Genomic DNA, 12391 nt, shown 5'->3' on the forward strand with positions numbered 1-12391 from the left:
CCCCGTTACTTCCTTACGTGCGTACGAGATTTCGATACGAGTGAGTTTCGCAACGGGAGCGTAGCGCTTAACCTATTCGATACGCAACGGGACCGTTTCATATTGTGGACGGCCCGCCGGCGCGGCAGGTCCGCGCTGGAACGGCATCGCCATCAGGACCAGCACCGTTCCCCCCACCCCCGCCACCGCCAGGGCCCAGGCCGGGCCGTACGCGTCGAGGAGGCCGCCGGCCACCGGGCCGGCGCAGGCCCCGCCGACGGTCAGGAACGTGCCGTGCAGGCCCATGGCCTCGCCCCGCGCGGCGGCGGGAACCCGCCGGTTCACCGCATCCACCGTCGCGGACAGCGCCGGGGCGCACAGCACCCCGGCGGGCAGCAGCGTGGCGAACAGCCACCACCACGGCCCGCCGATCCACCCGACGGGCGCGGTCAGCACGCACATCGCGCCCATCATCACCAGCGGCGGCAGCCCCCGCGACAGCCCGCCGTACACGAAGCCGCCCACCAGCGAGTAGGCGCACCACACGGCGAGCACCAGGCCGATCCAGGCGGTCGCGTCGCCGGCCGTCAGCATCGCGACCACCGACAGCTCGGTCGCTGTGAGCACGAACGTCAGCGCGGACACCGCGCCGAGCAGCGTGATCAGGCCCGGCCTGAGCCACCGCCGCCTGGGCACCGCCGTCTCCCCCGCGACGGACTCCTCCGGCGATCTGATGGGCGGGTTCAGCAGGTACAGCCCCACCCCCGAGCCGACCAGGCCTGCCGCCACGCCGTACATCGTGACGGTGCTGGAGAACGCGGTCACGCACGCGACGGCGATGGCAGGACCCACCATGTACGACACCTCGACGGCCATCGAGTCGAGGGCGAACCCGGTCTGATGCCGCTCGGGCGGCACCATCGCGGCCAGGCACTGCCTGATCACGCCGAAGACGGGCTGGCTGAACACCCCGGCCACCAGCGCGCCCGTCACCAGCGCGGAGAACGGCAGGGCCGGGGCGGCGCACCAGAAGCACAGCTGGGCGAGCGTGGTGCCGGCCAGCACCGGCCGCAGGCCGTGCCGGTCGACGAACCGGCCGGCGAGCGGCGAGCCGGCCGCGGTCCCCAGCATGCTCATCGCGCCGACCAGGCCCGCCTGGAAGAACCCCAGCCGCTGCGTGTCGAGCACATGCAGGGTGAGCGTCATGCCCGTGCCGGTCAGCGGGATCCTGGCGGCCAGGCCGACCAGCAGCAGCGTACGCACGCCGGGCAGTGCCAGCACCCGACGGTAAGGTTCAATCGCCATCCTGGTTACTTACCTCCGCGGGAATTGTGCCCTGCGGATCCGACAATCCGGTCACGCCGGGGGGTGTTGTATCCATAGCCGACATGCAATGATCTGACTGTCCGGGGACGCCACAGGGGCGCCACGAGGCCTGGAGGTAACCATGTCCTCTGAAACCGCAGTTTCCACTGCTTCCACCGTTTCCAGCCCGCCCACCGCCCTCTACGGGGGCGCGTCGAAGCGCAGGGTCACGGTCCGCGACATCGCGGCGGCCAAGGAACGGCACGAGAAGTGGCCCATGGTCACCGCGTACGACGCGATGACCGCCAGGGTGTTCGACGAGGCGGGCATCCCGGTGATGCTCGTGGGCGACTCGGCCGCGATGGTCGTGTACGGCTACGACTCGACGCTGCCCGTCACCGTCGACGACCTGATCCCGCTCACCGCCGCCGTCGTACGCGGTTCCTCACGCGCGATGGTCGTCGCCGACCTGCCGTTCGGCTCCTACCAGGCCTCGCCCCAGCAGGCGCTGGAGACGGCCGCCCGGTTCATGAAGGAGGCCGGCGCGCACGCGGTCAAGCTGGAGGGCGGCCACCGGGTGCTCCCCCAGGTGGAGCTGCTCGTCTCGGCCGGCATCCCGGTCATGGCCCACCTCGGCCTGACCCCGCAGTCGGTCAACACGCTCGGCGGCTACCGCGTGCAGGGCCGCGGCCAGGCCGGTGACGAGCTCATGGCCGACGCCAAGGCGCTGGAGCACGCGGGCGCCTTCGCCCTCGTGCTCGAGTGCGTGCCGACCGACCTGGCCCACCGGGTCACCACCTCGCTGAGCATCCCCACGGTGGGCATCGGGGCGGGGCCCTACACCGACGCCCAGGTCCTCGTCTGGCAGGACCTCATGGGCCTCACCCCGCGGCCGGCGAAGTTCGTCAAGAAGTACTTCGACCTGGCCGGTGAGATGGACCGGGCGGTGCGGGCGTACGCCGACGAGGTCGTCTCCGGCGTCTTCCCCACCCCTGATCACAGCTACCGCTGAGCCATCACCGAACGAGCAGGGTGGCCGGGTCCGTGTTGGAACCGCACACGATCACGGCCACCCGCTCGCCTTCCCCGGGCACGTAAGCGCCGGAGCTCAGTGCGGCCAGCGCGGTGGCCCCGGCGTGCTCGGCCACCACCCGGTGGTCCCGCCACAGGGCGTGCCGCGCCGCCACGATGGCCTCGTCGGTCACCAGGACACTGGACAGACGTCCCGGGACGATCTCCATCGCCAGCCCGCCGATGCGGCTCGCGCCCAGCGCGTCCGCGCCCACGCCGCTCACCTCCACCTCGACCGGCTCCCCCGCCGCCAGCGCACGGTGCAGCGTGGGGATTCGCTCCGGCTCGACCGCCACCACCTCGGCCCGCCCGTCCAGCGCCGCCACGACGCCCGACACCAGTCCGCCTCCGCCGACGGCCACCAGCACGGTGTCGATCGGCGCTGTGTCGATCGGCGCTGTGTCGATCGGCGGTGTGTCGAGCTTCGCCGCCTGTTCGAGCAGTTCGACGGCGACCGTGCCCTGCCCGGCCACCACCTCGGGCTGATCGTAGGCGTGGATGTCGAGCGCGCCGGTCTCGGCCGCGCGTTTCCGCGACGCCTCGTAGGCCTCGGCGTAGATCGCCCCGATCTGGACGACCCGGGCGCCGAGCCGCCGCAGGCCCTCGACCTTCACCGGCGCGCACACCTCCGGCACGAAGATCTCCGCGGGGACGCCGATCGTCCGCGCGGCGTAGGCGACGGCCATCCCGTGATTGCCGCCGCTGGCGGCGATGACGCCGGCCTCCGGAAGCGGGCCCGCCTCCATCGCGGACAGGATCCGGTTGAACGCCCCGCGCACCTTGAACGAGCCGGAATGCTGCATGCCCTCGAGCTTGAGCAGGAGCCCGGGCCCGGCCTGGGCGACCGGCGTGCGGCGGACGTGCCCGCCGATGCGCGCCGCCGCCTTCTCCGTCTCCGCGCGCCCCACGGTCGCCGCGCTCACGCGGCACCGCCGCCGAGTGCCTGCGCGAAGTCGGCCCACAGGTCGTCCGGATGCTCGATGCCCACCGCGACCCGGACCGTCCCCTGCCCGATCCCGGCCGCTGCCAGCTCGGCGGGGCCCAGCGACCGGTGCGACGTCGTCGCCGGATGCATGACCAGCGTCTCGACGCCGCCGAGCGACGGCGCCAGCCGGGCCAGCCGTACGGCACGCATGAACGCCTGGCCCGCCTCGCGCCCGCCGGTCAGATCGAACGAGAAGACCCCGCCGAAGTCGGGCAGCAGCTTGGCGGCCAGGCCGTACGAAGGATGGGACGGCAGACCGGGCCAGTGCACGGCGGCGACGGCGGGATGCTCGGCGAGCCGGGTGGCCAGCACCCGCGTGTTGGCGCAGTGCCGCGCCATCCGCAGCGGCAGCGTCTGGATGCCGCGCAGCACCAGCCAGGCCGCGAACGGGTCGGCCGTCACGCCGAGCTCCACGGCGTAGGACCAGGCCTGGCGGTACAGCTCGGCCGAGGCGAAGACCGCGATCCCGGCCAGGACGTCGGAGTGGCCGGACAGATATTTGGTGGCCGAGTGGACGACCACGTCGACCCCGTGCTCGATCGGACGGCACAGCACGGGCGAGGCGAAGGTGTTGTCCACGACCGTGACGAGCCCGGCCTCGCGGGCCGCGTCGCACATCCCCGGCAGGTCGGCGACCTGCGTCATCGGGTTCGCGATCGTCTCCAGGTAGAGCAGCCGGCTGGCGGGCCGTACGGCCGCGAGCACCGCCGCCGGGTCGTCCTGCGGCACGTAGGTGACCTCGACGGCGAACCGCGCCGCCAGGTCGGCGAGCAGCTGGGCGGTGCCGCCGTACAACGCCCGCTGCGCGATCACGTGGTCGCCCGGCTTCAGCAGCCCGAGCAGCACCGAGCTGATCGCGCCCATCCCCGAGCCGGTGGCGACGGCCGCCGCACCACCCTCCAGACGGGCCACGGCCTCCTCCAGCGCCCGTACGGTCGGGTTGGAGAGCCTGCCGTAGACGTGCGCCCCGTCCGGCCTGCTCATCCCGTCGGCGAACACCTCCGGATCGTCGAAGGCGAACCCCGACGTCTGGTAGATCGGCGGGGAGATCGGCGTGCTGCCGTTCAGATCGGGCCGGGGGAGATGGACGGCCCGCGTTTCGGGATGAAGAGAGCTCATGCCGACAAGGCTAGTGCGGTACTTACCGCCCCCTGAGGGCCCACGGAGGACACACAGGACAGTATGCCGCCGATGACGGTGACACCAGTGGAAAGCCTCCCGCCACAGACCAGAAGACGCTGCATTCGACGGCTGATCTGTTGATCGTCACCGGGTTTCCAGGGCGAGGGAGTGAGAGCGCAGCACCGGCCAAGGCGCGAAGGAGGCCGCGGCCATCACCCCAAAATAGAGCCAACTGCCGCCGCTGAGCAGCACGCCGCCAATGATGGGGCCGGCGAAGAATCCCAGATAGCGAAGTTCCAGGGCCCCGAAGAAGGCTCCCTTCTCACCATCCGGCACGATGCGGTGAGTGATGAGGTCGGCTATCGGCATGAGTATCGCCTTCGCCGACGGTCCACGTGAGTACGCCGGTCAACAGTACCGAAAGACGGCCCTGTGAGATCCCCCAGCAGATGAAGGCCATGGCAAAACCGATACAGCCGACCGCATCTGGGCCCAAAGCGATTCTCCTGCTTCGGTGAACGTTACCGAGGGCTCGGCCTCGATCTCATCTAGGCCCTGCTTGAGCAGAAGAGCATTCTTCTGAGTCAGCTCTCCATGGATCTCCACGCCAGTTTGTGCATACGCACGACGGTGGAAGGAAGTGATTCGAGCGAAGGCATGAACGGCCATAAGCATGCCCCATAGAGGTCGTGCGTCCTTGCGGACAGGGGAGGTGAATGTGGCCCCTTCAGCGACAGTCACCAGGGGGTCGAGTTCCAGGATCAGCCGTCGTCGGCCAGGTATGCGAGGGACTCTGGCCAGTTCCCACCCCTTTTCCGGTTGTCGTGTGGATCCCGGCGCAGCCTCTAATTGATGTCGGTGATGCGGATGCCGGCGTGCGCCTTGTAGCGCCGGTTGATCGAGATCAGGTTCGCGGTCAGCGCCTCCACCTGGTGGGCGTTGCGCAGGCGGCCCCCGTACACGCCGCGGAATCCGGGGATGCGCCCGGCGAGCGCCCGCACGATGTCGGTCGCCTCGCGGTCGTCGCCGAGCACGAGCACGTCCAGGTCGATCTGGTCGACCTCCGGGTCGAGCAGCAGGACGGCGGACACGTGGTGGAAGGCCGCGACCACGCGGCTGCCGGTCAGCACCGCCGCCGCCTGCTGTGCCGCGCTGCCCTCCTCGACGGGCAGGGCGTAGGCCCCCCGCTTGTCGAAGCCGAGCGGGTTCACGCAGTCGATCACGATCTTGCCGGAGAGCTCGTCGCGCAGGGACTCCAGCAGCGCCCGATGGCCGTCCCACGGCACGGCGACGATCACGATGTCGGCCTCGGCCGCGACCGCGGCGTTCTCGGCGCCCCGTGTGCGCGTCCCCGGGGCGGCGACGGCGCGTGCCGCCTCCTCGGCCCGCTCGGCGCTACGCGAGCCGATCAGCACGGTGTGACCGGCCAGCGAGAACCGGCGCGCCAGTCCCTTCCCCTGGTCGCCGGTCCCGCCGAGGATGCCGATGATCAGCCCGTCGACGTCGGGCAGGTCGGTTCTGTGCTCACCCATGAGCCAGATGATGCCAGTCGGCTAACAGTTGCTCACCACCGGGAGGCCGAGAACGCGCGAGGCCAGCCAGGCGACCGCCAGCGGCGCGCCCTCGACCGCGCCCAGGACGTGGCTCCCGGCGGGCAGTCCGGTCCACAGCACCTTCGCGCCGCCGGAGCAGTACTCTTCGCGCAGCGTCCTGCCCACGCCGTACGGAATGATCTCGTCGCCCTTGGCGTGGTAGAGGAACAGCGGCACCCGGGGCGTGGTCGTGCCCAGCCGGTTCTCCAGGAGGCGCGCCTGCCACTCCGGCCGGTGCATGACGTCGGTCGTGGTCAGCTCGGCGAGGCGGCGTCCGGCGAGCTTGTCGCGCAGGTCGGCGACGCAGTCGTCGCGGGCGTCGGCGAACAGCGCCGCCCCCTCGGGGGTGAGGTGGCGGTCCAGCGACAGCTCCGGGTAGGCCGCGTCGAGCCCGGCGCCCGCCGCCGCGGCGAGCCCGAAGTCGGAGGTGCCGTCGAGGTGCTCGCCGACGGCCTGCAGATCCGCCGGGACGCCGCCCGCCGCCACACCCTTGAGCCGCAGCTCGGGGGCGTAGGACGGCTGGAGCTGGGCCGCCCAGGCGGCCGAGGAGCCGCCCTGGGAGTAGCCCATCACCACGACGGGTGCGCCGTCGGAGAGGCCGGCCTCCGGCACCCTCATCGCCGCCCTGATCGAGTCGAGCACGGCGTGGCCCTGGGACGCGCCCACCATGTACGTGTGGTCACCCGGCGTGCCGAGCCCCTCGTAGTCGGTCACCGCCACCGCCCAGCCCTTGAGCAGCATCAGGCTGATGATCGCGAGCTCGGCCTCGGTGCCCCGCGCCATGGCCGCCGAGGGCGCGCACTCGTCGCCCAGTCCGTGGGTGCCCACGGCGTATCCGACGATCGGCCGCTTTCCGGCCGCGTAGGCGGACCTGGGCACCAGCAGCGTGCCGGAGACGATGTCGGCGGCGCCGGTCGCCGAGGTGGACCGGTAGCGCAGGTGCCAGGCCCTGACCGGCGCCTCCAGCAGCTTCCCCGGCGCGAGGTAGACGGGGGTGGGAACGGCCTCCACCACGTCGCCGGCCGCGTCCGCCCGGGCGATGCCGCCCGCCCTCGGGCCGAAAAGGACCGGCAGGAGCAGAAGTGCTCCGATCGTCGACATGATGGCGCGAACGCGAATGCTCATATGCCCGCCTTCCGGCGACTCTATTACTGTTCGACGACGCGCCCTTGGGCCGATCGTTACTTCGAGTCAACGTCTTGTCAAGAACCGAATCACGAGACTTCACGCCGTAGTGTCAGGCAACATGGCCGCATGGACGCCGCATCCGTGAGCCTGCTCCGTGAGGTGCTCGCCGGCTCGGGCTGGGTGGAACGCACCCGCGAACTGGGGCTGGCGCTCCGGGCCACCCGGTCGCCCGGCGGGCTGCTCGTCGTCGGCTCGCCCGGCGAGGAACCCTGGCATGTCACCGCCCACCTCGACGACGAGGCCCGGCTGTCCGGGCTCTCCCAGCTCGCACCCACCCTCGTGCGCTGGGCACCGCCCCTGAACGCACCGCCTCACCTGCGCATCGGACTGGACCGCTTGCGGGACGCCCAGCGTGGGGAGACTCTCTTCGTGGTCACAGAACGGCAGACCCCGGTGCCGCTGCTCGAGCGGGTCGACGACGCGCGCCGCACCGGCGCGACGATCCTCGCCCTCGACGGCGGCGATCCGGAGCTCGAGTCGCTGGCCCACGACGCGATAGCCGTACCGGGGGAAGGCGCCCCGCTCAGCTTCGACGGCGCCCAGCACCTGGTGAGCACAGCCGCCGGGGAGACCCGGCGGCTCGGCCTGCGAGAACGGCTCGCGCGGCTCGCCGACCGGATCAGCGGGCCTCGGGTGAACGATTGAGCGAGCGAGTGAGGGAGCACGACGATGTCCACCCTCATCACGATCATCGGCATGATCGGCGCCCTGGTCCTGCTGTGCGGCTACATGATGGTGTCGGCGCGGAAACTGTCCGGGGACGGGCTGCCGTACCAGCTGCTCAACTTCGGCGGCGGGATCGCACTGATGATCAACAGTGCGTACCATTCGGCCTGGCCGTCCGCGATCCTCAACATGGTGTGGAGCGGGGTCGGGGTCATCACCATCGGCCGGGTCGTGGCCGGGCGCGCGGCGAGGCGGCCCGGCCTGTGATCGGTCAGTCCTCTTCCCACTCCCTGTCCTGCTCGGCCCAGGCCTTGTTGCGCTCCGCCGCCCGCTGCATGGCCTGGGCGGCGATCTCCTCCGACTCGTAGGGGCCGAGCCGGTCCTTGTTGGGACAGGCCTTCTCTGGCTCGACCCGCATGTGCTTCAGGCAGAACCACCATTGATCGCTCACGCCTTAATCGTGCCCCCTGCCGCCGCAACTAGACTTGTCGGCATGACGACGCTGCTCCGCCCTGGGCGAATCTCGCCCACCCGCAAGGTCCCCGCCCACATTCCCCGTCCTGAGTACGTGGGGAAGGCCGAACCGAAACGGGGCGACAGCGACGTCCAGACCGCCGAGACCATCGAGAAGATGCGGATCGCCGGGCGGATCGCCGGCCAGGCCCTGGAGGAGGTCGGCAGGCACGTCGCGCCCGGCGTGACCACTGACGAGCTCGACCGGATCGGCCACGAGTTCCTCTGCGACCACGGCGCCTACCCATCGACGCTGGGCTACCGCGGCTATCCGAAGTCGCTGTGCACCTCGATCAACGAGGTGATCTGCCATGGCATCCCGGACGACACCGTGCTGCGCGACGGCGACATCGTCAACGTGGACATCACCGCCTACATCGGCGGGGTGCACGGCGACACCGACGCGACCTTCCTCGTGGGCGAGGTCGACGAGGAGTCACGGCTGCTGGTCGAGCGCACCCGCACGGCGATGATGCGGGCGATCAAGGCCGTGGCGCCGGGACGGCAGCTCAACGTCGTCGGCCGGGTGATCGAGGCCTACGCCAAGCGCTTCGGCTACGGCGTGGTCCGCGACTTCACCGGCCACGGCATCGGCGCCACGTTCCACTCCGGGCTGATCGTCCCGCACTACGACGACCCCTCGCTGTCGGTGACCATGGTGCCGGGGATGACGTTCACGATCGAGCCGATGCTCACGCTGGGCACCATCGAATACGAGATCTGGCCCGATCAGTGGACGGCCGTGACCAAGGATCGCAAGCGCACCGCCCAGTTCGAGCACACGATCCTGGTCACCGAATCAGGCCACGAGATCCTCACTCTCCCCTGACGGGGATCACCCCGGTGACCGTGGTGCCGCCGCCGGGGACGCTGTTGATCGTCAGCCTGCCGCCGACCTCGCTGAACCTCGCGCGCATGACGGCCAGTCCGCGGCCGCCGTACCGCACGGCCTGATCGACCGCGAACCCGGCGCCGTCGTCGCTGACGGTCATCCGCAGACCGCCCGCGCCCACGGTGACGGCGATCGACACGTGCGTGGCCCCGCTGTGCCGCTCCACGTTGGCCAGAGCCTCGACGAGGGTGTCGTACACGACGCGGGCGAGATCGACGGCCACCGTCCGTCCGGGCAGGGCCCATACTTCGACCGTTATGCCGGACCTGTCCGTCCAGTCGGAGAGATAGTCCTCCAGGTTCTGGCTGAACCCCTCGCCTTCGCGCAGGCGAACTTCCTTGGACACCGTCGCCCCTCCCGACCGGATGCGGGCCTCCAGGTCGTGTTCAGCGGACACTCCCTGGGCTTACGTGATTCCCATTCTGGAGTAATACCACTCGGAGAGGAGGTGACCTACTGCCCCGCCGCGGCGTCTCGCTTGTTCAGCTCGGCCAGGTAGTCGTTGTAGGCGTCGAGTTCGGCGTTGCCGGTGCCGCCGGTCTTCGCGGCGATGGCGTCGGCCCGCCGGTCGTCACGGCGAGCCGTGCGGTCGTCGGCCCGCCACCACTGGGCGCCGAGGGCCAGCAGCACGATCAGGGTCGGGATCTCGCCGAAGGCCCAGGCGATCGCCCCGCCGGTCGACTGGTCGGCCAGCGAGGACGCCCCCCAGGTGCGGCCGAGCTGATCGTAGTAGTCGGCGGCCAGGACGGTGCCCATGCTCATCACGGCGATCCCGAAGAACGCGTGGAACGGCATCGTGACCATGAGCAGCAGCAGCCGCCCGAAGTGGGGCAGCTTGTTCGGCGCCGGATCGACGCCGATGATCACCCAGAAGAACAGACAGCCGCTGAGCAGGAAGTGCACCATCATCACGAGATGCCCGATGTGCTCCTTCATCGCCGAGCCGAACAGCGGCGTGAAGTAGAGCACGAACATGGACGCCACGAAGATCGCCGTCGCGATGGCGGGATGGGTGTAGAACTTCACGACGCGGCTGTGCAGGATCACCGTGAGCCACTCGCGCGGCCCCCGGTCGCCCCGCCGTACGGCCGGCTTGAGCGCGCGCAGCGCGAGCGTGACCGGCGCGCCGAGAACCAGGAAGATCGGTACCAGCATCGCGAGGATCATGTGTTCGGTCATGTGCACGCTGAACAGCACGGGCCCGTAACGGGCCACCCCGCTCTGCGTGGTCAGCACCAGGATCACGATGGCGATGAGCCAGCTCACCGTGCGTCCCCACGGCCAGCGGTCGCCGCGGCGCAGCAGGCGTACGACGCCCGCGGCGTACAGTCCGGCGAGCACGGCGGCGAGCGTGGCGAAGAACAGGTCGAACCACCACAGCGTCAGCAGGTTGCCCAGGGTCACCGGGGGCGGCACCAGGTAGCCGAGCAGCTGGAACGCGCGGTCCAGGGGGACGTCGACCGGCGGCGGCGGGGTACGCGACAGCGTCACGCCGAGGCTGATCGTGACCGCCATCAGCAGGATCTCGCCGAGGGCGAGCTGCAGGAACGCGTGCGGCTTCCCGGACGTCAGCCGCGGCAGCGTCCTGACGCGGTGGCGCCACCCCATGAACCCGAGCACGAAGAACGCGACCGTCTTGGCCACGAGGAGCAGGCCGTACGCCGAGGTGAACAGCGCGCCCACCGATTCGAGCCGGGCGGCCGTGCCGGCGACGCCGGACACGCCCACGCCGATGAAGCACCACAACGCCATGCGGGAGAAGCGGTCGGCCGCGACGCCGAGGTGGCTCTGCCCGCGTAGCCCGTGCACGCACAGGACGCCGAGCCCGCCCACCCACAGCGCGAAGAACAGCACGTGGAACGCGACAGAGGTGATGGCGAGCCCGTGGTTCGGTGAGGAGGCCGAGTGACCGGTGAGCGGCGGCGGCAGCAGCGTGACCAGCGAGAACACCAGCAGCCCCGCGGCGGCGCCGGCGGTGATCGCGCCCCGGGAGAACAGGGCGATGGCGACGGCGAACAGCACCACCAGCGTGAGCGCGACGCCCTGCGACGTCTGGCTCGCGTAGCTGGTCAGCATGGAGCCGTCGAGGATCTCGCCGACCGGCTGGCCGAACGTGTCCGACGCGCCGAAGACCAGCGCGCCGGCCGCGCCGGCGGCCCAGGCGAGCGCCGTCCACGACGCGGCCCTGACATAGGTCTGCGCGGCTCGGCCGAGCAGGCCCTTGTCATTGGGCAGGAAGGTCGCTGCGGCGGCCAGCAGCCCCACCGTCAGCACCCCGGAGACGTCCACGGTGAGCTTCGAGAAGGGCAGCATCCACCGGGTGAGCGTGCCCTCGTCGGGCAGTCCTGGAATGATCCGCGGAGTGGCCGCGCCACTGACGATCATCGCGATCACCAGGGCGCCGACCGCCGCGCACAGTGCGGCGACGGTCAGGCGCGCCGCCCGATTCACGACTTCTTCCGTAAGCTGAGGTACAACCCGATGCCGACTCCGGCGATCCCGAAGACCGCGGCCCAGGCCCAGCCGGGGATGCTCGCCTGGTCGCCCTGGGCCGCCGCCGTGTCCGTCGCGGCGACGTCGCCGGAGGCGTCCCGGGAATCTCCGGTGGTCTGCCCGCCCTCGGTCCCCTGGGAGTCGCCGGCCCCCGAAGACGCCTGAGCACCCGGAGCGGCCTCGGTGCCGGGGGCGTCCGGCGAACCGGTCACGGTGAAGGGGATCTCCCCCTCCACCGGGTGTCCGTCGGAGGAGACGATTCGCCAGGCGATCGTGTACTCGCCGGCGGGCACCGACGGCACCACCGCCTGGACGACCTTCGGGCCGTCGACCACGGGGTCGCCGCTCTCGTATCGCTTGCCGCCCGGCCCCTGTACGACCACGACGGGGAACCGTACAGATTCGGTGAACTCCAGAGTGACCTTGCTCAGGGTCTGAACCTGGGCGTTCTTCGCCGGATCGCTGCTTTTGAGCGAGGCGTGGGCCCGTACAGGGAGGGCGAACACCACCCCCAGCACAAGCGTCACGATCAGTGCGGCGACGGAGGCAAGCGAGTGTTTTCTCATGGCACCTCTAGGCTACCGA

Annotated in this window: 14 protein-coding genes; 4 read left to right on the top strand and 10 right to left on the bottom strand. The window is 70.7% G+C overall.

Annotation, left to right across the window (positions count from 1 at the left end):
• Positions 1 to 72: 72 nt before the first annotated feature.
• A complete protein-coding gene (locus ACQP1K_RS19630; RefSeq protein ID WP_433497166.1) occupies positions 73 to 1284 on the bottom strand; it encodes an MFS transporter in 1212 nt (403 codons plus the stop codon).
• Between the two features lie 142 nt (positions 1285 to 1426).
• On the opposite strand from ACQP1K_RS19630, the gene panB reads away from it, so the two are divergent.
• On the top strand, positions 1427 to 2296 hold the full coding sequence (gene panB, locus ACQP1K_RS19635) for a 3-methyl-2-oxobutanoate hydroxymethyltransferase (RefSeq protein WP_433497167.1): 870 nt from the start codon (positions 1427 to 1429) through the stop codon (positions 2294 to 2296).
• A 4-nt stretch (positions 2297 to 2300) separates the two neighbouring features.
• On the opposite strand, the gene ACQP1K_RS19640 is transcribed toward panB, so the two are convergent.
• The 5 genes from ACQP1K_RS19640 to ACQP1K_RS19660 form a co-directional block, all read right to left on the bottom strand.
• Positions 2301 to 3278 (bottom strand): threonine/serine dehydratase, encoded by a 978-nt coding sequence (locus ACQP1K_RS19640; protein WP_433497168.1) that lies wholly within the window; start codon positions 3276 to 3278, stop codon positions 2301 to 2303.
• The gene (locus ACQP1K_RS19645) at positions 3275 to 4459 is read right to left on the bottom strand and encodes a trans-sulfuration enzyme family protein (protein ID WP_433497169.1); all 1185 of its coding nucleotides are present in this window, start codon (positions 4457 to 4459) and stop codon (positions 3275 to 3277) included. The genes ACQP1K_RS19640 and ACQP1K_RS19645 overlap by 4 nt, the downstream gene beginning before the upstream one ends.
• Positions 4460 to 4606: 147 nt before the next feature.
• Positions 4607 to 4831 carry a hypothetical protein gene (locus ACQP1K_RS19650; protein ID WP_433497170.1) on the bottom strand — a complete coding sequence of 75 codons (225 nt, stop codon included), beginning with the start codon at positions 4829 to 4831 and terminating at the stop codon, positions 4607 to 4609.
• A gap of 476 nt (positions 4832 to 5307) precedes the next feature.
• Positions 5308 to 5994, bottom strand: a complete 687-nt coding sequence (gene npdG / locus ACQP1K_RS19655; RefSeq protein WP_433497171.1) for an NADPH-dependent F420 reductase — start codon at positions 5992 to 5994, stop codon at positions 5308 to 5310.
• A gap of 21 nt (positions 5995 to 6015) precedes the next feature.
• Positions 6016 to 7179: a lipase family protein gene (locus ACQP1K_RS19660; protein ID WP_433497172.1), complete on the bottom strand. Its 1164-nt coding sequence runs from the start codon at positions 7177 to 7179 to the stop codon at positions 6016 to 6018.
• Positions 7180 to 7308: 129 nt separating this feature from the next.
• On the opposite strand from ACQP1K_RS19660, the gene ACQP1K_RS19665 reads away from it, so the two are divergent.
• Positions 7309 to 7887, top strand: a complete 579-nt coding sequence (locus tag ACQP1K_RS19665; RefSeq protein ID WP_433497173.1) for a hypothetical protein — start codon at positions 7309 to 7311, stop codon at positions 7885 to 7887.
• A gap of 24 nt (positions 7888 to 7911) precedes the next feature.
• Positions 7912 to 8175: a CBU_0592 family membrane protein gene (locus tag ACQP1K_RS19670; protein WP_433497174.1), complete on the top strand. Its 264-nt coding sequence runs from the start codon at positions 7912 to 7914 to the stop codon at positions 8173 to 8175.
• A 4-nt stretch (positions 8176 to 8179) separates the two neighbouring features.
• Here the strand turns inward: ACQP1K_RS19670 and ACQP1K_RS19675 are convergent, their stop codons facing one another.
• Entirely contained in the window at positions 8180 to 8359 is a 180-nt protein-coding gene (locus tag ACQP1K_RS19675; protein ID WP_433497175.1) for a hypothetical protein, read from the bottom strand.
• Between the two features lie 42 nt (positions 8360 to 8401).
• Between ACQP1K_RS19675 and map the strand changes: the two genes are divergently transcribed.
• Positions 8402 to 9250, top strand: coding sequence for a type I methionyl aminopeptidase (gene map, locus ACQP1K_RS19680; RefSeq protein ID WP_433497176.1), 849 nt, complete (start codon positions 8402 to 8404; stop codon positions 9248 to 9250).
• Here map and ACQP1K_RS19685 read toward each other — a convergent pair.
• From ACQP1K_RS19685 to ACQP1K_RS19695, 3 genes are all read right to left on the bottom strand, one after another.
• Positions 9237 to 9659 carry a sensor histidine kinase gene (locus ACQP1K_RS19685; protein WP_433497177.1) on the bottom strand — a complete coding sequence of 141 codons (423 nt, stop codon included), beginning with the start codon at positions 9657 to 9659 and terminating at the stop codon, positions 9237 to 9239. The genes map and ACQP1K_RS19685 overlap by 14 nt on opposite strands.
• Before the next feature lie 107 nt (positions 9660 to 9766).
• A complete protein-coding gene (locus ACQP1K_RS19690; RefSeq protein WP_433497178.1) occupies positions 9767 to 11764 on the bottom strand; it encodes a cytochrome c oxidase assembly protein in 1998 nt (665 codons plus the stop codon).
• Positions 11761 to 12372: a copper resistance CopC family protein gene (locus tag ACQP1K_RS19695; protein ID WP_433497179.1), complete on the bottom strand. Its 612-nt coding sequence runs from the start codon at positions 12370 to 12372 to the stop codon at positions 11761 to 11763. The genes ACQP1K_RS19690 and ACQP1K_RS19695 overlap by 4 nt, the downstream gene beginning before the upstream one ends.
• Positions 12373 to 12391 lie beyond the last annotated feature (19 nt).

This window comes from Sphaerimonospora sp. CA-214678 (assembly GCF_050942215.1).
Lineage (GTDB): Bacteria > Actinomycetota > Actinomycetes > Streptosporangiales > Streptosporangiaceae > Sphaerimonospora.

Bases quoted from the DNA above. Each gene is read 5' to 3' on its own strand.
- ACQP1K_RS19665 (WP_433497173.1), top strand. From the start codon at position 7,309: ATGGACGCCGCATCCGTGAGCCTGCTCCGTGAGGTGCTCGCCGGCTCG.
- ACQP1K_RS19660 (WP_433497172.1), bottom strand. From the start codon at position 7,179: ATGAGCATTCGCGTTCGCGCCATCATGTCGACGATCGGAGCACTTCTG.
- map (WP_433497176.1), top strand. From the start codon at position 8,402: ATGACGACGCTGCTCCGCCCTGGGCGAATCTCGCCCACCCGCAAGGTC.
- ACQP1K_RS19650 (WP_433497170.1), bottom strand. From the start codon at position 4,831: ATGCCGATAGCCGACCTCATCACTCACCGCATCGTGCCGGATGGTGAG.
- ACQP1K_RS19670 (WP_433497174.1), top strand. From the start codon at position 7,912: ATGTCCACCCTCATCACGATCATCGGCATGATCGGCGCCCTGGTCCTG.
- ACQP1K_RS19695 (WP_433497179.1), bottom strand. From the start codon at position 12,372: ATGAGAAAACACTCGCTTGCCTCCGTCGCCGCACTGATCGTGACGCTT.
- panB (WP_433497167.1), top strand. From the start codon at position 1,427: ATGTCCTCTGAAACCGCAGTTTCCACTGCTTCCACCGTTTCCAGCCCG.
- ACQP1K_RS19630 (WP_433497166.1), bottom strand. From the start codon at position 1,284: ATGGCGATTGAACCTTACCGTCGGGTGCTGGCACTGCCCGGCGTGCGT.
- npdG (WP_433497171.1), bottom strand. From the start codon at position 5,994: ATGGGTGAGCACAGAACCGACCTGCCCGACGTCGACGGGCTGATCATC.
- ACQP1K_RS19645 (WP_433497169.1), bottom strand. From the start codon at position 4,459: ATGAGCTCTCTTCATCCCGAAACGCGGGCCGTCCATCTCCCCCGGCCC.